The 20,807-nt window shown below is 69.7% G+C and carries 21 protein-coding genes and 3 pseudogenes; 9 read left to right on the top strand and 15 right to left on the bottom strand.

The features are described from left to right. A partial coding sequence (locus ACWDX6_RS21495; protein ID WP_451486490.1) for an IS630 family transposase occupies positions 1-588 on the top strand: 588 nt, incomplete at its 5' end. A 450-nt stretch (positions 589-1,038) separates the two neighbouring features. Continuing rightward, positions 1,039-1,962 (top strand): alpha/beta fold hydrolase, encoded by a 924-nt coding sequence (locus ACWDX6_RS21490; protein WP_451486489.1) that lies wholly within the window; start codon positions 1,039-1,041, stop codon positions 1,960-1,962. 860 nt (positions 1,963-2,822) lie between these two features. Here ACWDX6_RS21490 and ACWDX6_RS21485 read toward each other — a convergent pair. Continuing rightward, a pseudogene (locus tag ACWDX6_RS21485) lies at positions 2,823-3,113 on the bottom strand (RNA polymerase sigma factor); the annotation flags it as partial. Between the two features lie 22 nt (positions 3,114-3,135). Beyond that, a pseudogene (locus tag ACWDX6_RS21480) lies at positions 3,136-3,509 on the bottom strand (ISAzo13 family transposase); the annotation flags it as partial. 316 nt (positions 3,510-3,825) lie between these two features. Here ACWDX6_RS21480 and ACWDX6_RS21475 point away from each other — a divergent pair. Beyond that, a complete protein-coding gene (locus ACWDX6_RS21475; protein ID WP_451486488.1) occupies positions 3,826-4,968 on the top strand; it encodes a carboxylate-amine ligase in 1,143 nt (380 codons plus the stop codon). 70 nt (positions 4,969-5,038) lie between these two features. On the opposite strand, the gene ACWDX6_RS21470 is transcribed toward ACWDX6_RS21475, so the two are convergent. The 6 genes from ACWDX6_RS21470 to ACWDX6_RS21445 form a co-directional block, all read right to left on the bottom strand. Further along, the gene (locus tag ACWDX6_RS21470) at positions 5,039-5,971 is read right to left on the bottom strand and encodes a methyltransferase domain-containing protein (RefSeq protein ID WP_451486487.1); all 933 of its coding nucleotides are present in this window, start codon (positions 5,969-5,971) and stop codon (positions 5,039-5,041) included. A gap of 52 nt (positions 5,972-6,023) precedes the next feature. Further along, positions 6,024-6,983: an ornithine carbamoyltransferase gene (locus tag ACWDX6_RS21465; protein ID WP_451486486.1), complete on the bottom strand. Its 960-nt coding sequence runs from the start codon at positions 6,981-6,983 to the stop codon at positions 6,024-6,026. Positions 6,984-7,012: 29 nt separating this feature from the next. Beyond that, positions 7,013-8,053, bottom strand: a complete 1,041-nt coding sequence (locus ACWDX6_RS21460) for an ornithine cyclodeaminase family protein (protein ID WP_451486485.1) — start codon at positions 8,051-8,053, stop codon at positions 7,013-7,015. A gap of 123 nt (positions 8,054-8,176) precedes the next feature. Continuing rightward, positions 8,177-9,106: a diiron oxygenase gene (locus ACWDX6_RS21455; protein WP_451486484.1), complete on the bottom strand. Its 930-nt coding sequence runs from the start codon at positions 9,104-9,106 to the stop codon at positions 8,177-8,179. Further along, positions 9,103-10,086, bottom strand: coding sequence for a pyridoxal-phosphate dependent enzyme (locus ACWDX6_RS21450; protein WP_451486483.1), 984 nt, complete (start codon positions 10,084-10,086; stop codon positions 9,103-9,105). The genes ACWDX6_RS21455 and ACWDX6_RS21450 overlap by 4 nt, the downstream gene beginning before the upstream one ends. 522 nt (positions 10,087-10,608) lie before the next feature. Continuing rightward, positions 10,609-10,974 carry a DUF6895 family protein gene (locus ACWDX6_RS21445; RefSeq protein WP_451486482.1) on the bottom strand — a complete coding sequence of 122 codons (366 nt, stop codon included), beginning with the start codon at positions 10,972-10,974 and terminating at the stop codon, positions 10,609-10,611. A 293-nt stretch (positions 10,975-11,267) separates the two neighbouring features. Here ACWDX6_RS21445 and ACWDX6_RS21440 point away from each other — a divergent pair, with 293 nt between their 5' ends. Then, entirely contained in the window at positions 11,268-11,867 is a 600-nt protein-coding gene (locus ACWDX6_RS21440) for a DUF4232 domain-containing protein (RefSeq protein WP_451486481.1), read from the top strand. An 86-nt stretch (positions 11,868-11,953) separates the two neighbouring features. On the opposite strand, the gene ACWDX6_RS21435 is transcribed toward ACWDX6_RS21440, so the two are convergent. Then, complete coding sequence (locus tag ACWDX6_RS21435) at positions 11,954-12,106, bottom strand: hypothetical protein (RefSeq protein WP_451486480.1); 153 nt, start codon at positions 12,104-12,106, stop codon at positions 11,954-11,956. Between the two features lie 168 nt (positions 12,107-12,274). Next, positions 12,275-12,424 carry a hypothetical protein gene (locus tag ACWDX6_RS21430; protein ID WP_451486479.1) on the bottom strand — a complete coding sequence of 50 codons (150 nt, stop codon included), beginning with the start codon at positions 12,422-12,424 and terminating at the stop codon, positions 12,275-12,277. Positions 12,425-12,809: 385 nt separating this feature from the next. Between ACWDX6_RS21430 and ACWDX6_RS21425 the strand changes: the two genes are divergently transcribed. From ACWDX6_RS21425 to ACWDX6_RS21410, 4 genes and pseudogenes are all read left to right on the top strand, one after another. Further along, positions 12,810-14,246 carry a PP2C family protein-serine/threonine phosphatase gene (locus ACWDX6_RS21425; protein WP_451486478.1) on the top strand — a complete coding sequence of 479 codons (1,437 nt, stop codon included), beginning with the start codon at positions 12,810-12,812 and terminating at the stop codon, positions 14,244-14,246. Then, entirely contained in the window at positions 14,243-14,614 is a 372-nt protein-coding gene (locus ACWDX6_RS21420) for an STAS domain-containing protein (protein ID WP_451486477.1), read from the top strand. Before ACWDX6_RS21425 ends, ACWDX6_RS21420 begins: the two co-directional genes overlap by 4 nt. A gap of 536 nt (positions 14,615-15,150) precedes the next feature. Continuing rightward, positions 15,151-15,546: a hypothetical protein gene (locus ACWDX6_RS21415; RefSeq protein WP_451486494.1), complete on the top strand. Its 396-nt coding sequence runs from the start codon at positions 15,151-15,153 to the stop codon at positions 15,544-15,546. Continuing rightward, a pseudogene (locus ACWDX6_RS21410) lies at positions 15,489-15,608 on the top strand (IS5/IS1182 family transposase); the annotation flags it as partial. The gene ACWDX6_RS21415 and the pseudogene ACWDX6_RS21410, both read left to right, overlap by 58 nt. Before the next feature lie 187 nt (positions 15,609-15,795). Here ACWDX6_RS21410 and ACWDX6_RS21405 read toward each other — a convergent pair. Both ACWDX6_RS21405 and ACWDX6_RS21400 read right to left on the bottom strand, forming a co-directional pair. Beyond that, a complete protein-coding gene (locus ACWDX6_RS21405) occupies positions 15,796-15,987 on the bottom strand; it encodes a hypothetical protein (RefSeq protein ID WP_451486476.1) in 192 nt (63 codons plus the stop codon). Positions 15,988-16,074: 87 nt separating this feature from the next. Then, positions 16,075-16,281: a hypothetical protein gene (locus ACWDX6_RS21400; RefSeq protein WP_451486475.1), complete on the bottom strand. Its 207-nt coding sequence runs from the start codon at positions 16,279-16,281 to the stop codon at positions 16,075-16,077. Positions 16,282-16,573: 292 nt separating this feature from the next. Here ACWDX6_RS21400 and ACWDX6_RS21395 point away from each other — a divergent pair, with 292 nt between their 5' ends. After that, positions 16,574-17,617 carry an ArsR/SmtB family transcription factor gene (locus ACWDX6_RS21395; RefSeq protein WP_451486474.1) on the top strand — a complete coding sequence of 348 codons (1,044 nt, stop codon included), beginning with the start codon at positions 16,574-16,576 and terminating at the stop codon, positions 17,615-17,617. On the opposite strand, the gene ACWDX6_RS21390 is transcribed toward ACWDX6_RS21395, so the two are convergent. From ACWDX6_RS21390 to ACWDX6_RS21380, 3 genes are all read right to left on the bottom strand, one after another. Then, positions 17,559-18,059, bottom strand: a complete 501-nt coding sequence (locus ACWDX6_RS21390; protein WP_451486473.1) for a hypothetical protein — start codon at positions 18,057-18,059, stop codon at positions 17,559-17,561. The two genes, ACWDX6_RS21395 and ACWDX6_RS21390, sit on opposite strands and share 59 nt — an antisense overlap. Before the next feature lie 37 nt (positions 18,060-18,096). After that, positions 18,097-19,356: a hypothetical protein gene (locus ACWDX6_RS21385; protein WP_451486472.1), complete on the bottom strand. Its 1,260-nt coding sequence runs from the start codon at positions 19,354-19,356 to the stop codon at positions 18,097-18,099. A gap of 98 nt (positions 19,357-19,454) precedes the next feature. Then, positions 19,455-19,907 (bottom strand): hypothetical protein, encoded by a 453-nt coding sequence (locus ACWDX6_RS21380; RefSeq protein ID WP_451486471.1) that lies wholly within the window; start codon positions 19,905-19,907, stop codon positions 19,455-19,457. Positions 19,908-20,807: the final 900 nt, after the last annotated feature.

Below are 20,807 nucleotides of genomic sequence, written 5' to 3'. Positions count from 1 at the left end.
CCGCCGGAGAAGGCACTCGTCCTCTGCGTGGACGAGAAGTCGCAGATCCAGGCTCTGGACCGGTCCCAGCCGGTCCTGCCGATGATGCCCGGTGTGCCCGAACGGCGAAGTCACGACTACGTCCGGTCCGGGACCACCACCCTGTTCGCCGCACTCGAGGTCGCCACTGGCAAGGTGATCGGTTCCCTGCACCGCCGGCACCGGGCAGCTGAGTTCAAGAAGTTCCTGACCAAGCTCGACAAAGAAGTGCCGGACGGCTTGGACGTGCACCTGATCCTGGACAACTACGCGACCCACAAGACACCCGACATCAAGAAGTGGCTGCTGGCCCATCCACGGTTCCACCTGCACTTCACGCCCACGAGCGCGTCCTGGCTGAACCTGGTCGAGCGGTGGTACGCCGAGCTCACGCAGAAGAAGCTCAAACGCGGAGTCCACCGCTCCGTCCAGGCCCTCGAACGCGACATCCGCAGCTGGCTCGCCGACTGGAACGACCACCCCAGACCCTTCATCTGGACGAAGACAGCCGACGAGATCCTCGACAAAGTCGCCGCCTACTGCCGACGAATCTCCGACTCAGGTCACTAGTGCAACAGCTGTGGTGCCATCCCTCGGAAAGGTGATGGGCCTCGCCATTACGCGCGCCGTCTCCACTCCTTAGCGTGCCTTGGTGTGCTCGGTGATCCAGCGGGCGACAAGGAGCCCGGATGCCGCGGTGAGGACGGTGGCGTTGAGGCCGAGGGTGACGGCGAGGATGCCGACGACGAGGGCGCCGGCGGTGTGCCGATGTCCCGGCCGGAGCCTGTAGGTGCTGAGGGCGGCGCGCCAGGCGGGGTGGGCGTGGTCGGAGATGGAGGCGATGAGGGCCGGGTACGGCGGTGCCGATTCCGAGGGATCGTCGGCCTGTCCTCACCGGGACGACCCAGGAGACCATTCGACTTCATTCACCACTATGTGGGTGATTTCTAGTTGTTGCGTGGTGAGCGGGGAAAGGCTCCTCTACGAGAGACAGCCGGACCGTGAGAAGCGAGACAGCCCATGCACCAGGACGTGTCGTCCACGCCCCCCACGAGCGAACCCGCAACCACGGTGACGGTGCAGACCCACCAGTGGGAGGGCTTCGCCTGCGAGTCACGATGGGTACGCACCGCTGATCCGGCAATCGCCCCTGTACTGCTCCTCGGCGGCGCCTTCCAGACCAAGGAAGGGTGGGGCCGTTTCGAACGCGGGATCCTGGCTCACGGCGACGTACTGACCGTCGACCCGCCCGGCTGGGGCGCGGGCGGGGTCCTGCCCGAACGGTACGGCGCGGACTTCCTGGCCGACGCTCTGGCACACATGGTGCGGGAGACCGGGCTGGGACGCGTCAACGTCGCCAGCGGCTCGTACGGCACCGCCATCGCCTACCGGATGGCCCAGCGGCACCCGCAAGTGCTGCGGAAGGTGGTACTGGTCGGCACCATGGACAGCATTCCCGCGCATGCCCGCGACTGGATGCGCCAGGTGATGGACCACCTCCGGGCGCGCCGCATGCACAAGTTCGCGGAGTCATCAGCCGACCTGCTGATGAACACCAAGGAACCGGCACGCGTCATGCGCAGTGCCCGGGTGAGGGAGAACCTCATCAAGCGCATGAGTCAGCTGACCGAGCTCGAGGCTGCCCAGACCTACGCCAACACTCAGCGTCTGCTGGTCCAAGAGATGGTGGATACCAGTCGCCCGCCGGCCGTACCCGTGCTCGTGGCCACAGGGGAGCTGGACACATTCACGACCCCCGCACTGTGCCGGAACATGGCAGCTGCCTGCTCCGACAGCTGGTTCGTGCAGATGGCCAACGCCGACCACCTGGTGCACCTGGAACGCACGGACGAAACCGCAGACCTCGCCTGCCGGTTCTACGCAGACCGACCTCTGGACGGCCTGCCGTACTGCCGCAGCGTCGAACGGGTCAACCACCCTTGACCGATACGGACCCGTACGTACAAGCCCACCCGGACCCCTGGGCGGACGTTATTGCCCCGTTCGCCACCCTTGCGGCAGCCCTGTTCGTTCCCCGGCTCGTCCATCGCCTCGTCAGGCGTCGCGCCCGCTGAAGCAGCCTCGTGGCGCGCCGAGGGCTATCCGCGCTGGTTGAGAGCTCGGGTCAGCTCCCGATTGGCGGTTCTGGCCGCGTCCACGTCGGCCTGCCGGTCCTTCAGCTGCCGCGTCAGCTCGGCGTTGTGCTGTTCGAGGCGGGTGAGGGCGGACTGCAGTTCGACGATGTCGGCCGGGCCGCCGAAGCCGGACTCATGCCATGCCCCGTCGCCAAGATGTCGGGCCCTCCAACTGCTGGACCTGGCGGTCAGGCGGGCGGTGCGGCTTTCGCGTTGGCGAGGTCCGCCTGCAGCGATTGCGTTGTGACAGCCGACGAGGACCCAGGTGGCCCGGTTGCCGACGGCTGCCAGCCGTGTGCAGGTTCTCCAGCAGGTCCCGGTAGAGGCAAGTGCGGTCGACGCGGGCCGCCCGGGCGATGGCCGAGGCGGTCAGGGGGCTCCGTCACGGACAGTGGCGGCGGTGGCATCCTGCACTCGCCGACGGCGTCGGTCGGTGCCGGCCTGGCGGCCGTCGTTCATCGGTGTGCTCACGGCAGTTTCCTTGGTGGGCATACCTCGGGCAGGGGATGGCGTAGGCGGGGCATGCCGAGCATGACGGTCCCGCTGCGGCCGGGCACCGCGCGTCCCTGGCGATGCGTTCGGCCAGCCGGTCCATGAAGTCGTCGGTGTGGTGCCGGTCCGCCTGTTCTCACAGGTACTTCACCTGCTTGTTGAGAAGGTCTTCCAGCATCAGGAGTCCCCTTTCTCCGTGTCCATGAGTTCGGCCAGCAGTGCCTTGAGCTTCCGCTGCCCTCGGAAGGCGCTCCTCCTGGCCGTGCCGTAGCTGATGCCGAGGTGCTCGGCGATGCCGCTGTAGGCCTCGCCGAGGAGCTTGTGCATCTCCCAGCACTGCGCCTGCTGCGGCGAGATCTTCCGCAACGCTTCCAGCGCGCGGTCGAGCCGGTCCTGCTCGCGCAGCTCCATCAGGTAGAGGCGTCCCGTCGTTCGGTGAGTGCCTGCTCGCGTTGCCCCCACCCCTCCCCCGCGGCGGTCCCCGGCGGCAGGCCCCGATCGAACGGCGGGAAGCCGCCGTTCGGCAGGGTCGCCGGCCGCTCGGGACGGGTCTTGGGCTCGGCGGCCGCTCGACCAGCGCCGGCAGAGTCGGCGCAACCCCGGATCGCGTTCCGCGACCCGCTTGCAGCCCGCCCGGACGCCCCACCCGGCCCAGGGGCTCCTCGCCGGCCTCCAGCTCGAGCACGCCCTTGCGGACCGTCGTCTCGCTCACCGCGGCCGCCAGTGCGACGGCCCGAACGCCGCCATGCCCCAGGACACGGGCCTCGGCAGCCATCAACGGCCGACCCTGCCGCTCGTCCAGCTGCGGAAACAACACCCCGAATTTCACAGAGAGTTGGCACGAGTCTCGTCCGGGATGCGCATACCGCACCAACGAGCTTCAGAGGGGAAGCAACACCTTGATTCCCTGGAAGCCCTTAAACGCTCTCCAATCGGGACACGAACCGGAACGGAGCCGTTCCTTTTCCGGTTGTCGGTCGGGAGGCCGTCGAAGAGGATGGGATGGGCCCTGGCTGCCGGCCGCCTGACCGGGTGCCGCCGTATGGTCGCGCGTGGAATAGCCGCGTGGAATAGCCCAGTGCCCGGTGGGCAGGAATGGGCTCGACGACAACGGGCGTGGGAGGCCAGACATGAGGTGGAGACCTCTCCAGGTTCAGGACGGTCGACATCGTGGAGGCGAGTGCTGGCAGGCGGCTCGACCGCGATCGACTCCTCGGCCGGGCGCCGGATGACCACTTTCGGTGTCGAGGAGGAGTACCTGTTGATCGAGCCGGACAGCCTCCGTCCGGTGCCGCAGAACGGCCGGGTGCTGTCCGAGGCCCGGGCTCTTCTGGGGAGCGGTCCGGGAGATCTGTCGCCCGAACTGTTGCGCGCGCAGATCGAGATCGGCACTCCGGTGTGCCGGGAACTCGACGAGGTGGCTGAGCATCTGGGACGGATGCGCCGTCTGGTGGGTGAAGCGGCGGCGACCGCCGGATGCCGGGTGGCGGCGACCGGAGCGGGGCCGTGTCGAGGGCCGGGCCCGGTCCTGGTGACGGAGGGGCAACCGTATGAGGACCTGGCCAATGACACGCCACCGTTGATCCATGAGCACATGATCAACGGCATGCATGTCCACGTCGGCATCGAGGACCGAGAGATGGGGGTCGAGGTGCTCAACCGGTTGCGCCCGTGGCTGCCGGTGTTGACGGCCATGGCTGCCAACTCGCCGCTGTGGGACGAGCGGGACACCGGATTCTCCAGCTGGCGCACCATCGCGTACGGGCGGTGGCCCGTCGGTGGTCCGCCGCCGTTGTTCTCCGACGCCGGGGATTACCGGGCGCGGACGGCGGGGTTGATCGAGGCGGGGATGATCCGCGGCCGCGGCCAGCTGTACTGGCAGGCGCGGCTCTCCGATCGCTACCCGACGGTCGAGGTCCGTGCCATGGACACTCAGTTGGGGGCGGAGGAGGCGGTGATGTTCGCGGGCCTGCTCAGGGCGTTGGTGACGACCCTCGTGGGGCACGTGCGGCAGGGGCTGGCTCTGGTGCCGGTGCCCCAGGAGCTGGTGTCGGTGGCCGTGTGGCACGGGGCGCGCGACGGTCTGGCGGGGAGCCTGCTCGATCCGGTGCGTCTGCGCTCGGCACCGGCCGCCGACGTCGTCACGACGTTTCTCGAGTACGTCGCTCCGGCGCTGAAGGATGCCGGAGATCTGGACCGGGTGGCCGGGGCGGTCGCGCGTCTGCTTTCGGAGGGGACGGGCGCCGTACGGCAGCGGGCCGCCTGGGAGCGGGGTGGTACTTCGGCGCTGTCCGCTCTGCTGACGGCCGGTACCCGCTGCTGACCTTCGGAGTACGGCAGCGGGTCGGCCCCCCGCGCGGGACCGATCCGCTGGGGCCCGGTGGGGTGTGCTCTCACCAGTGGTTGCGGTGATCCGCGGCGGGCAGGTCCACCACCCGCACCGCCCCCGGCCAGAGGTCTGCTCTCGCGTCGTCGAGGGCTTCCAGCCGGGTGGTGGACGAGCGTGCCGCCGTACGCAGGAGGTCCATCAGCCCCTCGCCCGTGAGTTCGTCCGGGGTCTCGGTGGTCCGCGACGCGCGGCCTGATCCGGTCCAACGGCAGGCCAGTCCGGTGATGAAGTAGGCGGGGTGTTCGTCCTCACGGCGCCATAGCACGGCCTCTCCTCGCTCTTCGAGCGTTGCCGTGCGCTCCATGTGCCGCACCGTGAAGTCCCCCAGGTCGAGGGGGCACAGCGTGACGGTCCGGATTCGGTATCCCGCATCGCGCAGCAGTCTTACGGCTGCGGCCGGACTGGAGTAGCTGCCGATGGTGAGCCCCAGGTCGCAGCGGAGAGCGCGGGCGTGCGCGATGATCGCGGGCGCCCACCTGAGGCCGTCGGGGCCTGCGGTGATGGACCGCTTGTCCTCGGCCTCCTCGGCCATCGGCACGTAGGGAGGATTGCTGGTGACGACCAGCGGCCGGGGTGGGGGTTGCGGTGCAGTGGCCAGTAGCTGTCGGGAGTCCAGGAGCGAGAAGTCGGCCCGGGCGAAGGTGACGCGGGCGCCGGGCCGCTCGGCCGCGTGGTGCTTGTTCGCCCATGCGACGCTGTCGGCGCTCGCGTCGATGCCGTGGACGTGCCCGGCCCCGGAACGGGACATCGCCGCAGCTGCCGCGCCGCTGCCCGAGCCCAGGTCGAGGAGCCCGCAGCCGGGCGTGATGAGGTCGTGTCCGACCCAGGCCCCGGTCTCGGTGTCGGCGGGTTCGAAGAAGATCTTCTCCGACGGGGGTGGGATGAGGTCGGCGTCGGCGAGATGGGTGTAGCCGCTGACGCGCGTCAGGTTCGGCATGAGGGCCTTTCCGATGCGGTGGGTTTTCCGTGGTGTGGGAAGGGGTGGGTGCTCAGGGGGTGCGGCCGATCGCCCATTCGAGAACCGCCATGGCACTGGGTAGCTTCATGGCCGCCTGTGTCCAGGCCAGTGAACGAGGGCCGTCGAGGACGCTGCCGGACACTTCGTCGCCCCGGTGGGCCGGCAGATCGTGCAGGAACGACGCCTGCGGGAAGCGGCGCATCAGCGCGTCGTCGACGTGGAAGGGCCGGAACGTCTCGCGCCAGTCCGGATCGGGTTTGCTGGTGCCGGTGGTCTGCCAGCGCGTGGTGTAGACGATGTCGATGTCGGGCGGGGCCAGCGCCGGGTCGTCGACCTGCTCGATGACCGCCCCGACCGCGGCGGCCCGCGCCGCGGCGACCTTCAGTTCGTTCTCCGGCACCTGGTAACCGCGCGGCGTGGCGCACAACAGGCGTGCGCCCGGCACCGTGGCCAGTGCGTGGGCCAGGGCCACGGCGGTGTTGTTGCCCTCTCCCACGTAGAGCACTTTGACGCCCCTGAGGTCACCGTGCGCGAGCAGGGCGGTCGCCAGGTCGCAGAGACCTTGGGTGGGGTGCTCCTGGGCGCTCATGGCGTTGACGACCGGGATGCCGCCGTAGCGGGAGAGGTCTTTCATCTCCTCCACCGGGGCGGCCGTGCGGGCGGCGAGCAGGTCGAGCATGGATCCCAGGACACGGCCCGTGTCGTGCACCGACTCCCCGGTGTTCAACTGGAGGTCGTGCGGACCGTAGGCGATCGGTGTTCCGCCCAGGCGGATCGCGCCCACCGTGAAGGCCGTCCGTGTCCTGGTGGAGGTCTTGGTGAACAGCACACCCACCGCGCTGCCCTCCAGGGGCCGCTCGTGGGCACGCGGGTCGTGGAACAATTCCACGGAGCGGGCCGTCAAGGACGCCACCTCCCCGTCCGTGAGCTCGGACAGGGAGAACAGTCCGTGCTCCCTACGGGGTGGGGGCGGTGCGTGGTAGTCCTTCATGCGTTCACTCCAGTCGCGGGACGGAATACTCAGAAGAGCGACAGCCGCTGACCCAGGCCCTCACGCTCGGCAACCTGACGCACCTGGGCCAGCAGGCCCACGTCGAGCACCGACATGCCGAAAGGGTTGCTGACCACGTGGCCCGTCGACGGCCGTACCGCCGGCACGGCACCCGTGAGCACCTGGCCCAGCGTGCCTTCCAGCGGCCGCCCCTCACCTGATGACGGGCCGTGCGAGGGAGGCAGGACGTACCCCTCCCCCATCAGGCGGCCCAGGACGCGGCGTGGGTTCTCGGCCACGAGTGAGACATCGTCGACGTAGAGGGCCTGCGCGGTGGAAAAGACATCGGGCAGGAGGTCGTCGAGGGAGACGTGGGCCACGAACGTGCCGGAGGCCAGCCAATGCGCCGGGATGTACCCCCTGTCGGTCGTCGTGGTCGTCAGCAGCACCGGCGCGGCACGCACCGCCTTCTCGGTCTCCTCGTGCACCCGCACGCGTAGCCGCGGGTGGTGCTCGCGTGCCCACCCGGCCAGGGCCAGGGCCCGGGTGCGGTCCAGGTCGTGGAGGTGTACCTGGTCGACCCCGGGGAAGGCCGCTGCCAGGAGGTCCAGGTGGGCCCGCGCCAGGGTTCCGCATCCGATCACCGTCAGGGCGTCCCAGTCCGCCGGCCCCAGGTGTCGCAGACTCACCATGGTGTAGGCCGCGGTGCGCGCCGCGCTCAGCCAGCCGGCCTCCGCCAGCACCGTGGGGCGCGCGGTCTCCGGGTCGAACACCATGCTGACTCCGGCCGCCCGCTCCAGCCCGTGCGCCGGGTTGCTGGTCGCCGCGTTGATGAGCTTGACCCCGTACGCCGCGGGGCGGCCGTCCTGGGCGTCGATCGATCCGAGCATGGCGAGCGACCGGCAGTACGCGCCCTCGGTGTTGGTCCAGGGCAGGTAGCCCTCCGAGGGCAGGGTGGTTCGGCCTTCGGCGTGCCGCCGCAGGATCTCCTCCGTCACGGCGCACAGGTCCACCCGCGCGGCGCACTCCCGTACGGCATGCCGGTCGAGGAACAGGAGTTCTTCCCTCATCGTCCATCTCCTCACAGCACTCATAGGGGCATTCGGTCTCCCGGCGGCACGCGGGACTCACGCCGCCGAGCCCCGGCGCGGACACGCGCGCGGCGTTGTCGCCGCACGCGGCGGCCAGGGCCTTCAGTCCACAAGTCGCGCGGCCGCGAAGGCGTCCCTGGCGCCCGGTACGTCGAGGACCCCGTTGTCCTCGAAGAGCCGGAGACTGTGCCTGGCCGTGTCCCGGATCCCGGCGTCCACACGGTCGTCCGGGTAGCTGTCGTACAGCACCTCCTGCGCCTGGGTGGCTGTGAGGCCCGCCGCCACGAGCGAACGGCGTAGCGGTTCGAGGTAGGGCAGCAGGCTGCGACGGACCAGTTCCGGCAGGCACCGGGCGGCGCGTACGCGCACCGTGGTGTCCTGCTGTTTCCACAGCTCGCCGAAGAAGTGCGAGAAGAACACGTGGTGCCTGCCCTCGTCCTTGGCGTGATCGCGCACGGTGTCGCGGACGAGGCTCAGTACGCGGCCGTCCCGGGGGATGTCCTTCAGCAGCGCGGTGACCAGGGTCTCGAAGACGACGACCTGCAACATCTGGGCCAGGCCGGGCTCCTGTGGCATCAGCTGTTCACCTGCCGCGTCGAGTCGACGCAGGAACGGCTGGAAGTCGTACGGCAACGGCGCGGTACCGCAGGCCGTGGCGATCTGGTCCACCACGTCCAGGCTGTAGAGGGAGTGGTACGCCTCGTCGCAGTAGATCCGGTAGGCCTGCAGGCGTACGGACCGTGCCGCGTCCACGCCGCTGTGTCCCTCGGCGATCTGCTCGGTCGCACGGTTGACCACGCGCGTCTCGAAGCGAGAGGTGAACTCCAGGTACTGGTAGAGGTGACGTGCCAGTAGTTCGTCTTTGCGGTGCGGGGGGAGCGCACCGACCAACGGATGGTCCCAGTACGGCACCAGATGGGGCGGGAAGAAGAGCAGCCCGCTGTGCACCTCCTCTCGCAGGAGACGCCGCGGCCCCGCTCGCACCCCGGCCGACTCGTACCAGTCGTCTCCCAGTCCCGTCGCGCTCGTCAATTCTGTACCTCCACACCGGTCGGCGGGCAGCTGACGTCCACGACCTCGGTTCCCTCGCACGGATCCGGCCCCCCGATGGCCTGCCGCCCGCGCCAGCGCGGTTCGTAGACCGTGCCCTGGTACCGGTCCGCACCGTCGGGGCACAGGCAGGCGACCGTCTCGCGGGCCGGCACGGCGCGGAAGAGCCGCATGGCCGCGGCTATGGCGGCACCGGAGCTGGCGCCCACGCCCAGCCCGGTGGTCGCCTGCAACCAGAGACAGGCGTGGACGGCTTCCGACGGGGAGACCCGCAGGGCGGGGCGGTGACCGCGCGGCAGGAATCCCGACGGCCGGCTCGCCCCGATCCCGGGCAGGACACGTTCGCTGACCGCACCGCCCAGTGCCGCGGATCCCACCACGTCTATGGCGACCAGCTCCCAGTCCGGCCGTGCCGACCGGGCGAAGTCCCGGAATCCGGCGAGTGTCCCGCCCGTGGACACCGCCACGACCACGCTCATCGCTCGCCGCGACGACTGTTCCCACAGCTCGGGAGCGGTCGTCTCCCGGTGCATCCGGGGACTGGCCGGATTGCGGTACTGGTCGGGCCAGACCAACCGCGGCTCGGCGAGCAATCGCTGCTCGACGTACGAAAGCCGGCTCAGCAGGTAGCCCCCCGCTCCGTCCGGCTTGTCGATCATCACCACATCGGCGCCGTACGCACGGATGGCCTCGACGAGCACAGCGCTGCTGCGAATGTCCATGACCGCGGTGAAGGGCACGCGGTGCGACGCGGTGACAGCGGCCAGCGCTACCCCGAGATTGCCGGACGTCGACTCGATCACCCCCACTCCCGGGGTCACGCGGTCGGCAACGTCCGCCCACAGCGCCTGTGCGGTCCGGCCCTTCACCGAGCCGTGTTCGCCCCGCGACTCCAGCTTCAGCAGCAGCGTCCGCGGCTGCCCGTCGACGAGCAGCCCTACCGTCGCCAGTGGGGTGACCATCGGGGCACTCGGTGGTTTGGGTCCTCGCTCCTGGTCCGGCTCCACTCAACTGTCCCCGTCCGTGCGGAAACACCCCAGAAGCGAGCAGAAGGGTACGGGAGCGGCCGATGCGGGGAGCGCTCGAACGCTCAACTCCGTTGTGACTACAGATCGTTCATTGATCGTAGGCATGGAGTCATCGTTGGTCAGTGACACGGATGGCGCAAGGGTGCCTTCGTCGAAGTCTCAGTGGATGGGCGGGCCTACGGGGTGCGGGCAGGCGGATGGACTGCTGGTGGCGGAAGACGTTGTCGGGATCCCAGGGTGGTAAAGCCGGTGCCGGCTTTGCTTCGACTTGTTCCAGGCAGGATCGGAGAGGTCGACGTCGGGGTGGACCGGCCGGTTGCAGGTGGGCGCCGAGGTAGCGCAGGAGGTCGTTGCCGGTGGAACGCAGCGCACCGGCGGCGGGCAGTCCGGGCATGTGCCACGGCGGCAGGGCCGTCCGCGGCGGTGGCCGACGACCTGGGCCGCCAGGCCACCACGTCACCGCCGCCGTCCAGCGCGGGCCACGGCGAGGGTGACCGCGCTCGCGCTGGGAGCGGCCTCGACCAGGCTCGTGAGGTCGGAAGCGGTCATGCAGCGATGCCTGCGCCGAGCGTGCGGGCCAGGGTGATGGTTGTCCTTGAACGCCGTGTGCTCGTCGGCCGGGATGGGGTCGCTGTCGCGGGGGGGGGGGGGTGAGCCCGTCGGGTGCTGTACGGCCGCTAGCTGCTGCCAGGGCTCGGGGCCATAGACCGGGTCGCCGATGCAGGCATCGACGGCGAGGAGTTCACCGACGAGGTCGTACTGGCCAACCTCCAGCCAGATGTCGACCCACACCGGGAGCCATTGCCTGAGGTAGTGGGCCATGGAGGCGGGCAGGCCGTCGGGGCGGGCGCCCCACCCAGCGGTGACGGCCAAGCCGCTGTGAGGACTCGATGCCCAAGCGGGCGATGCGCGCAAGCATCCGGTGCCGCGTCGATACCCGTACGGTCGATCCGGGCGGGTACAGCCGGGCTGGGGCCACTAGCGTTCGTAGCAGCCTGCTCAGCAGGACGCTGCCGAGCCCGTGACGGCCGCTTCCATGGGTGGCTCTGTCTTACGCGGCAAGCACCGGTCCGCCAGCCGGTCACCCCGCGCACTTGGACCATGGGGAGCGACTTATGCAGTACGCATACATTGCGCGCGTCTTCGCGTCGGTGAGCGTGGCCGCGGTGCCACTGGCAGCGTGTCAGTCGGGCGGTGCCGATGTGGTGACCCAGCCGTCCTCCCGGGCCGAGGCCGCCGCACCTGCTTCGCCCACCGGGCCGGCTGCGGGCACGGGGGCGGAGTGTGCTGAGGCGGCTCTGGAGCTGAGGGCCTACCAGGCTGCCCGTCGTCCCGCCGGCACGGGTACCGGAGCGGTGGTCGTCGAGTTCACCAACGTCTCCGAACAGCCGTGCATCGTGCGCGGCCATCCGTCGGTGGCCGGGGCCGGCACCGGATCCGCCCAGCGCACCGCGTTGAAGGTGACTCGTACGGGCTCGCCCTCGACCGTGCGGCTCGCGCCGCGTGCCAAGGCGTGGGTGAAGCTGACCTTCGTGCAGGTGCAGGGCGAGGGCCCCGGCTACTGCCTGTCCGGCGCGGAGCCTTCCGTGTACCCGGCGCTTGTGATCGGTCTGCCGCGGTCGGGGACGCATCGAGTCGCTCTCACGGACGGCCGCATCGCCGAGTGCGACAACAAGGTCACCGCGACTGCGATCTCGGCCGTGAAACCCTCCTGAGCGGGGCTCATGATCGCCTGGGCGGGGAGGCGAGCCGACCCTGCGGCTGCTGCCCGGCGCGGGTGCAGCCGCGGAGCAGGCGCCGGTCAGCGGAAGGGTGTGTGATCGCCGTCCGGGCAGACCGCCTCGCCGGACGGGGTACGGCCGTGCAGCAGGTGATCCTCACTCTTCGAGCGGCTGCAGGGGGTCGCGACGCCGTGTCCGAAGCCGTCGATGACGACCAGGCCACGCTGATTCATGGCGTCACGCAGACCCCTGGAACCGCACCGACACTGGAGCACGCCAGACAGAGAGCCGTGACGCTCCTACGGAATGTTCACTCTCAGCGGGCCGCCCCCGCCGGAGCACAGGCCAGACGAGGGGCGGCAGAGTCACACTGACGGCTCCGGGTAGGGCGGGGCCGACAGTCAGTCCTTGGTGGCCATGCCGAGGAAGATCCCGACCAGTAGTGCGACACTGCCGGTGGCCGTGACCGCCCACGTCCCGGTCTGCGTGGCGGCGAACGTCGAGGTCATCCCCGCCCGTGCCGCCGCGTGCGTGGCCTGCGCTCCGGCCATGGAGCTTCCTGGACGGCCAGGCCCGTCTCCAGCTTCTGGACCTTGCTCTCCGGCTCTGACTGTCCCATCGTGCGGTTCCTCTCCCGGTGCGCCGGCTGATTCCGGCATCACCGTCCCATCGGTTCCCTGCCGGAGAGAAACAGCCCCGACGGCCACCTGCGGTGCACCGATTTGCCAACAACAGCGCCTCGCCGGCGGCCGCGGTCACGCGGCGGCGTCGGGCAGGGCGCGTCGGTCTCGGTGTCGATGCAGAACGGGTCGCTCCCAGCGGCCGCACAGGCCGCAGTTTTGGGGAGGTGCTGGGGACGCCAGGACTCTTGTTGAGGGACTGGTCTAAGCTGCCGCAGTCACCGGCCGTCCGGGTCGGGGTCAAGGAGAGGTAGACATGCCGCAAGCGGGACACGCCGCTTCTTCGGCCGGGGAGCCGGGACGGCGGGCGCTCAGCGCGGTGGAAGAAGCGGTCCGGATGGACGCGGTGCGCCGCTACGACATCCTCGACACACCGCCGGACGGCGCCTTCGACCGCGTCGCGGCGATGGCCGCCCGGCTGTTCAGGGTGCCGGTCGCGAGTGTGACGATCGTGGACGAGGACCGGATCTGGTTCAAGGCCGCCCACGGCCTGGAGGGCGTGAGCGAAATCAGCCGGGAGCCCGGTCTGTGCGGCTCGGCAATTCTGTCGGACGAGACCTTGGTGATCCCCGACACTCTCACCGACCCGGTCGCCTGCTCCAACGGTCTGGTCACTGGACCGATGGCGGTCCGTTTCTACGCTGCCGCCCCGATCATCACGCACGACGGGCACCGGCTTGGCACCGTCAACATCCTCGACACCGAGCCTCGCCTGATCACCGAGGACGACACCGCTACCCTCGCGGACCTGGCCTCGATCGTGCTCGATGAGATGGAGATGCGCCTGTCGGCTCTGAACGCCCTGCGCGTGGAGCAGCAACGGCGTCATGAGCAGGAGGAGGGTCGGCAGCGCGCGGAGCGGGACAAGAGTGCCATCCAGGCTTTCGCCTCCACCCTCCAGCGCACCCTGCTGCCGCCGGCGCTGCCGGTGGTGCCGGGTCTGGAGCTGGCCTGCCACTACGCCACCGCCTCACCGCAGGATGTGGGCGGCGACTTCTACGATGTCTTCCCGCTCGGTGGGGGGAAGTGGGCGTTCTTCCTCGGCGATGTCTGCGGCAAGGGACCCGAAGCCGCCGCCGTCACCTCCCTGACCCGCTACACCCTGCGCGCCGCTGCCCTCATCGACCCGGACCCCGACATCGTGCTCACCTCGCTGAATACGGCGCTGCTGCTCGACCCGGCCATCGGTACCCGGTTCTGCACGGCCGTTTTCGGCGTCTTTGAGTCGCACGAGAAAGGGGGGTTCACCGTCACGGTGGCCACCGGCGGGCACCCTCCGGTCTACCACCTGCGAGGTCAGGCCGCAGTGGAAGCGGTGCGCCCCAAGGGCGGCATGCTCATCGGTGCCCTCGCCGAGGCGCGCTTCGCCTCCCACACCTTGCACCTCGCCCCGGGCGAAGGACTGCTGCTGTACACCGACGGGCTGACCGAGGCGCGCACCGGTGATGGGAAGATGATCGGGGAAGAGGGCCTGGCCGGTTTCCTCGCCGCACGCACCGCGCACGTCAGCGCGACGGCGGTCATCGAGGACACCGTCGCCCTCATCGAATCCCTGCCCGAGGGCGCAGATGACGACGTCGCCCTGCTGGCCCTGTCCGTCCCCTGCGCCGACGCTGCGGCGGACGGCCACACCGCCACGTCCACCGCCCACACCATCGCCCCCGCCGGCGAGATGCCGGAGAGCCGACCGTGACCGACTTCCGTCTCACCGCACAGCACACCGACGGCGACCTTGCCCTGGCAGGTGTCGCTGGGAATCTGGACATATCGACTGCCCCCGACCTGCGCGCGCAGGCTCTCGCCCTGATCGAGCAGGGCCACCGCCACCTGATCCTGGACCTGGAGGAGGTCACCTTCTGCGACTCCTCCGGCTTCAACGCCCTGGTCGGCATCTTCCGCTGCGCCAAGGCAGCCGACGGCAGCGTGACCTTGTCCGCCGTCCCCGACCGGCTGGAGCGTCTGCTGAAGCTCACCGGGCTCGATGCCCTGCTGCCAGCCCACCCCACCACCGCCGACGCCCTAGCCGCACACACCCGCAGCCAGGACACGGCCACCGCCTAACCCCTTCGCGGTGGCCGCTGGGCACAGGCGGCCACCGCAGCGTCAGGAGACGGCACGATCGAAAGTGCTCCAGCAGCGAGCGGGCGATCCTCGAGTTCGCGGCCTCGTTCGTCGGCATGGTCAGTGTCGACGTGAGCAAGGGCCTCCTCGCGGTCGACGACACCGAGTTCCTCATCTGAGCGCTGAGGGAGGCCGCAGGCGAGGATCCCGCCTCTGACGTCCCCGGGCGCGCCAACGGCGGATCAGATCGGGCGAGGAGCACCCGTTCTTCGTACCGCCGACGGCGCGCCCTGACTCGATCCGGCTGACGGCTGCAAATTCCGCGCCGAGGCCCTCCTCGCCGAGGCGACCGACGCGCCGGGCGTCGCGGTCGGCTGCAAGATCTCCGAGGGCGAGTGGCTGTCGTACTCATACGAGCAGGAGGTCACCGACCCGGCCGCGCCGATCTACCGGATCTGGCTGACGACATGGGGCTGGATGCTCACCGGCGATCCCCGCCGACCGGACCTGCTCACCGGGGCGCGAGGCCACCCGTCTTGCCCGTCGCCGCGATCGACGACCCGGCGCTGCCGGAGGTGCTGGCCGAACTGGCGGGGGCACGGGCGGACGAGATGGACGCCGGCACCGTCAACCGCGAACTGTCCATCGCGCGCAAGGATCGGCTGGTGGCAGCGCCAGGGCTGGATCGAAGGCGATCCGACGATCGGTATCGAGCGGCGGCCGGCGCGGCCGGACCGCACCGAGCCCTGGCGGAAGATCAGATCGCCGCCCTGAACACGCCTGGACGTCGGACTCCGGAGAAGACGGAGTGGAAGATGCTCTACGAGTTCACCGCACGGGCCGACGAAGGGCTGTGCCTGAAGGTGGAAGACCTGTCGCGCGCCGGGGCGTCGAATCCTCCCAGCGCCTTGGCCAGCACCGTAGGACCGTAGAGCGCACCGTGGCATGGCTGTCCGGGTGCCGCCGCCTGCACCGTCGCTACGAGCGCAAGGCAGCCGCGCCATCACGGATGAGGACACCGCCTCCGTCGTGATGCCGTTCAGCGGGAACTGCCGTACCCCTGTGAGGACGTTCTGGATGCGAACCGGCTCGCGTACGGCCTCAGCTCCCGGGCCCGGGTAGACCAGCCCGGTCCCCGACGGGCGCTCGATGCCCGTGATCTGCTTCGAGCCGAACTTCGATCAGACGATGAACAGCCCCAGTTCCTCGGCCGCCGCCCGCCAGTCCCGGCCCGTCCGTATGCACCAGCGCAGGTACAGCGCGATGTGCCCGGCGTACGTACGGGTCGTCAGCTCGGCCTGGTCCCTACCGAACCTCACGTGCCGCAAGAACGCGTCGGCCTCGGGCACCACGGCCAGGTCGTCGTCCACCACGGTCCAGCAGCGGACACCGGACGGGAGTTGGACAGGAAAGGCCCGCAAGGTCTCTGCACCACGTCAGGTCCGGGGGTGTTGGCAGGGTCAGTTGTGCCGGGCGAGCTTGACGGCGGAGACGAGCAGGATCACGGCGACGACGCCGATGCCGAACCCGGCAACGACTCCGGCAGGGATCTGGGCCCAGAGCGGCAGGTCGAGCGTGCCCAGGGTGGTGGTGAGGGTGAGGACGAGGGCGGCCGCCATGGGGACCATCAGGGCCGCCAGCACCTTGTAGAGGGTGGTGCTGCGCATGCGGACTGCCCAGCTCGCTCCGGCCCAGGCGCCCAGCAGGCTGCCGGCCAGCAGGTTGACCGCGACGGGCCAGCGGGATGCGACCTCGGCGGCCGGGACCGCACCTCAGCCCGGCTGATCACGTGCCTGGCCCGGGACCGATGGCCCCGGAGCAGGCGATGATCCACGGGCGAGGCCAGCGGCGAAGTCGAGGCGAAGGTGGACGTAGGAAGAGGCGCTGCGGCATGCTCACGCAGACGATCACTCGGGGCGTTCGCGCCTGACCACTCTGCCGCTCCGGACGGGGGCCGACATGCTGCGTATTCACTTCACCGCTGAGGACTTGGTCCGCGTCCGTGTTGCAGACGGCGTAGGCGTGATGGCGGAGACGTACGGTTGTGCCGTGCTTGCCCAGCAGAACCGCGGGGCGCTGCCCTTCCGCGGCTGGCGGAACGCGGTTCCGGGCGGGGTCGACGCGGCCTTGGGGCCCCTGCGCGCGCTTGCCGCGGCGGGTGGTCCGAGACTGGATCTGTACACACTCGCCGGAAGCTCGACAAATGTGGAGCAAGGGGCCGACACCCTCATGTCCACTTCACGCGCACAGATGCGCGGAGAGCTGGAGGACCTCCTGTCGCCATCGGCGCCATCCGCCGTGTGGATGAGGAAGCTCGCCGACGGAGACCTGGCGGCGAAGCAGTACCTGGTCGACGCCTTGACCGCCTGCCATCGCGTGGCGGTCGTCTCGCATACGAGTCGTATCCGGGCGCACCTGGACGGGATACGCGCCGGTTACGCACGCGCCGTGCTCGAGGGTGGGGTCCAGCGACTCATGGAGGCTGTCTGCGCGCCTCCGGAGAGCACCTGGACGCCCCCCGTCCTGACGATCAGGTCCCCGCGCGACGCCGATGTCCACCTCGCCGGGCGCGGTCTCGTCATCGCGCCGACCGTGTTCCTCTGGCGCCGTCCGATCCTGTACTGGAACCCCCTGGACGAGGCAACGGCGCCGGTGCTCAGCGTGCCCACAGTGCGGGACCCGGTGACCGGGGCCGCACTGTGGGCCGGCCAGGAGGCGGGGAGTCACGCCTCTTTGGTGGCGCTCGTGGGCCGTACCCGAGCCGCAGCCCTGAAGATCGTGGCTGACGGCGCGTGCAGTACCACGGAACTCGCCAGGCGCCTCGACATCTCGGCCGCCGCGGCGAGCCAGCACACCGGCGTGCTACGGAACTCGGGGCTGATCACCACGAGCCGGCACGGTCCCGGCGTCCTGCACACCATCACGGAGCTGGGCACCGAACTGCTCACCACCACGGCCCGCAGGCGCTCTGCCCCTCGTCAGCGGCACGCCCGCACGCCCTGAAGCGGAGGTTCGGGTCCGGGCTCGCCGCGTGAGCCGGCGTCCAGGGGCTCTCCCCGTCCCGGGTCAGTGTGAACGGGCCGCACTGGATCCAGCTGCGGCCGCCGTCACGGCTCACGTCCATCCAGTACTTGTCGCCCGCCTTGGTGTAGCCGACGATCCTGGTCCAACCGTGCTGGACGCCATTGATGTTGCCGGCACGCAGGTCGACCTGACGTCGGTTGTACGGGAGGGTGTAGCCGGTGGTGAGCGGGGTGCTGGTGACCGTCCACTTATCGGTGGCGGCATCTGCGGCGCGCCAGTTCTGGCAATCGGCGGGTGAGGCGGCCGCCGGCGGCGCGGTGGTCAGGACCAGGGCTCCGGACGCCAGCGCGAGACAGGACAGGACCGTGGTGAAGGTGACGCGGAGCGGTATCGCCGGCGCGGGCCGGATGCTGTGGCGCATGGGTGGGACCTTTCTGAGCGGAGGAATGTGGAGGGGTTCAGATGCAGGTGGGGACGCCTGGCATCCAGGCGGGGCCCTGGAGGTAGATGTTGGTGATCCACCCCCCGTAGTCCGGGAGGTAGGACCAGGCATCGTTGGTGATGCCGTCCGCGGTGATCCGCTGGCCATGGGCTTGGCAGCTCACTCGTACCTGCGTCCCGCCCCTGACGGTGGTGACCACGGAGCTTGCGGTGGTGGTGTTCTGGCGAACGTTGATCACGTCGCCCCATGTGGTGAACGTGGCCCCTGAGCCGGGTTGTGTGCCGGAGCAGGTGGGGACGCCTGGCATCCAGGCGGGGCCCTGGAGGTAGATGTTGGTGATCCACCCCCCGTAGTCCGGGAGGTAGGACCAGGCATCGTTGGTGATGCCGTCCGCGGTGATCCGCTGGCCATGGGCTTGGCAGCTGACCCGTACGCGGGTTCCGCCACGGATGGTGGTGACCGGTGCGCCACTGGTCGAGGGCCCCGGGCGGACGTTGAGAACGTCGCCCCATGTGGTGAAGAACCCGTCGTTGTCGCTTCCGCCGCTGATCTCGACGAGCGGCAGCCGGTAATCGGTGTTCCTGACCATGGAGGCGCTGACGCCGACGGGGAGAGCGGTGTTGGGCTCCTGGTAGAAGACGGTGTTGTCCCCCGGGTCGTCGACGGTCTTGAGGTAGCGATAGGGGGTGTACCAGCCTGTCCAGGTCTCCTTTCGATGCTTGACGGGGTATGCGCCGAAGTCGTAGGCCCAGTAGGTGGTCTTGCCGGCGTCGACCCACCGGTCGAACAGCTGGGTGTGCCGTTCGGCATGAACGTCGCTGAAGTGCATGAGGACATCTCCCGGCTTCAGCTCGCTCTTGCTGATCTTGCGGGAGACGTCGGACCGGGTGAGGCCCTCGCCCGGGGGCAGGGCGGAGAAGCTGTTCGTGGCGTTGAGTGCCATGGAGACGAAGCCCGCACAGTCCATGCGGTAGTAGGAGGGGAAGCAGCCGCCCGTGATGGCGCTCCACCTGACGCCGACGCTGCCGACTCCAGTCAGGTAACAGTCGTTCTGGCTGTAGGGAATGCGCTCTCTCAGCTGGTACCAGGCATGAGCACGGGTGATGACCTCGCTGCGTGATATCGCGCCTCCGACGACCGCACCTGGCTCCTCCGGAGTCGAAAGCGCGGAGGCGGGCATGGACCCGAGGCCCAGCAGCGCGATGACGAGGGCCATGAGCAGCGGGATGAGGGACAGCGGTCTTCGCCTGGTCTTCACGAGCGGTGCGGTGCGCACGAACCATTTCCTGTCGCGTGAGTTCTTCGGGGCATGGGACATGGGGCAGGTCCGCGCCGTGTGCGGACGCGCCCGGCCAGGTGTTACGCGTAGGGCCGTCATCGGCCGCCGATCCCGATGCCGCACATCGGAACGCCGGGTATCGGCTCCCAGTCGCCGCCGTAACTCACCGCGTTGGCGGGGAGCCATCCCCACCCCTTGTTGACGAAGCCGACATCGGCTTGCGTGTACAGCCAGTAGTTGTTGACGCCCGTGCCGTTCTTCGGATTCGTCGCGCCCGGGCGCTGGCAGACGACCCAGTTGTGACCGGCGTACAGGACGCCGGCGCTCGCCGTGCCGCCGTTGGGGTCCTGACGGACGTGCGAGGTGATCCACGTCGGGCAGACCGAAGTGGGAAACCGCCCGCCCAGGAAGTCGGTGACCGTCGGCCCCTGCCAGCAGGAACCGCCGCTCGCCTGTGCGGAGCCGGCCGTGCCCAGGGCGAGCACGGCAGTGGACGCGAACAACGCCACCAGTGCGGCGCCGCGTTGGAATCTGTGACGTCTGACCATGTGAAGTCCTCTTCGTTCCCACCGGCCTACGGATATGGCCGGTGTCCACCGCGCTTGGCCGCGATGGGTGTACGAAGGCTTCAGGAGACGGTTCAGGCGGACAACGCGGTTAGCTCGTCACTTAAAGGGCCTGGTCATGAGCGGCACGACAGAGGCAGTCGGGCCGGCGTCAGGGCCGCCCGCACAGCGCGGTGGTGAGGCTTCAGGAGGAGCCCGTGCCCTGGACTGAGATGGATGCCGCGTCGTCGACGAAGCCCTTATCCATGTGGGAGCTCCACCGCGGGTCCCTCGCGATCGTGTAGAGCTGACGGGTCGTGAGGGGCGGTGAGGGGGCTGGCGGGGCCCAGTGCCCCGCCGGGGCCGTTGCAGGCGACCGCTCGGATCCGCACGCCGTCCGGGCGCAGGATGCTGACCGCATTCTGGCTCTTGTCAGGGTCATTGGGATCGGCGCCGTTGCCGGTGAAGTAGAGGGAAGTGATGTGGGCCCAGCCGCCACCCGGGAGCGGGTGGTCGGCCGGGTGATGACTCGGATCGATGTCATCGGGGAGAGGCCGGCCCAATGCTGCGGCGCTGTACCAGGGCGGGCTGGGGCGACGTTGACGACGACGCTCGCCGGGCCATGGCCGTCATCGAGGGTCAACCGGGCCTGCACGCGGCCGCCCGTGTTGTACCCCTCGTACCGTGACGTCTTCACGGTGTCCGGGACGAGGGCGAGCAGCGGAGCCACCGCCGACTCGGCGGTCGTGGGCACGGGGTTGGACATCCGCAGAGACGGGCAGAGGGCCGGGCGACCATACGGGGACCGTCATCCGGCGCGTACGAAGCTGCTCCCGCCCATCCGGACCGCTCCCCGTCGGCGCCGGTCCAGGCGCGCTGCCCTGCGGCGCCGGAACAGTGCGC

Source organism: Streptomyces sp. NPDC003027 (assembly GCF_053591435.1).
Note: the sequence above shows the minus strand (reverse complement) of the source record. Positions and strands in the feature narration are given on the sequence as shown.

Excerpts from the sequence above, each read along its gene's own strand:
- ACWDX6_RS21445 (WP_451486482.1), bottom strand. The coding sequence starts at position 10,974 with ATGGCCCACTACCTCAGGCAATGGCTCCCGGTGTGGGTCGACATCTGG.
- ACWDX6_RS21440 (WP_451486481.1), top strand. The coding sequence starts at position 11,268 with ATGCAGTACGCATACATTGCGCGCGTCTTCGCGTCGGTGAGCGTGGCC.
- ACWDX6_RS21400 (WP_451486475.1), bottom strand. The coding sequence starts at position 16,281 with ATGCGCAGCACCACCCTCTACAAGGTGCTGGCGGCCCTGATGGTCCCC.
- ACWDX6_RS21430 (WP_451486479.1), bottom strand. The coding sequence starts at position 12,424 with ATGGCCGGAGCGCAGGCCACGCACGCGGCGGCACGGGCGGGGATGACC.
- ACWDX6_RS21390 (WP_451486473.1), bottom strand. The coding sequence starts at position 18,059 with ATGCGCCACAGCATCCGGCCCGCGCCGGCGATACCGCTCCGCGTCACC.
- ACWDX6_RS21490 (WP_451486489.1), top strand. The coding sequence starts at position 1,039 with ATGCACCAGGACGTGTCGTCCACGCCCCCCACGAGCGAACCCGCAACC.
- ACWDX6_RS21395 (WP_451486474.1), top strand. The coding sequence starts at position 16,574 with ATGCTGCGTATTCACTTCACCGCTGAGGACTTGGTCCGCGTCCGTGTT.
- ACWDX6_RS21460 (WP_451486485.1), bottom strand. The coding sequence starts at position 8,053 with ATGAGGGAAGAACTCCTGTTCCTCGACCGGCATGCCGTACGGGAGTGC.
- ACWDX6_RS21465 (WP_451486486.1), bottom strand. The coding sequence starts at position 6,983 with ATGAAGGACTACCACGCACCGCCCCCACCCCGTAGGGAGCACGGACTG.
- ACWDX6_RS21435 (WP_451486480.1), bottom strand. The coding sequence starts at position 12,106 with ATGAATCAGCGTGGCCTGGTCGTCATCGACGGCTTCGGACACGGCGTC.
- ACWDX6_RS21425 (WP_451486478.1), top strand. The coding sequence starts at position 12,810 with ATGCCGCAAGCGGGACACGCCGCTTCTTCGGCCGGGGAGCCGGGACGG.
- ACWDX6_RS21470 (WP_451486487.1), bottom strand. The coding sequence starts at position 5,971 with ATGCCGAACCTGACGCGCGTCAGCGGCTACACCCATCTCGCCGACGCC.
- ACWDX6_RS21380 (WP_451486471.1), bottom strand. The coding sequence starts at position 19,907 with ATGGTCAGACGTCACAGATTCCAACGCGGCGCCGCACTGGTGGCGTTG.
- ACWDX6_RS21450 (WP_451486483.1), bottom strand. The coding sequence starts at position 10,086 with ATGGTCACCCCACTGGCGACGGTAGGGCTGCTCGTCGACGGGCAGCCG.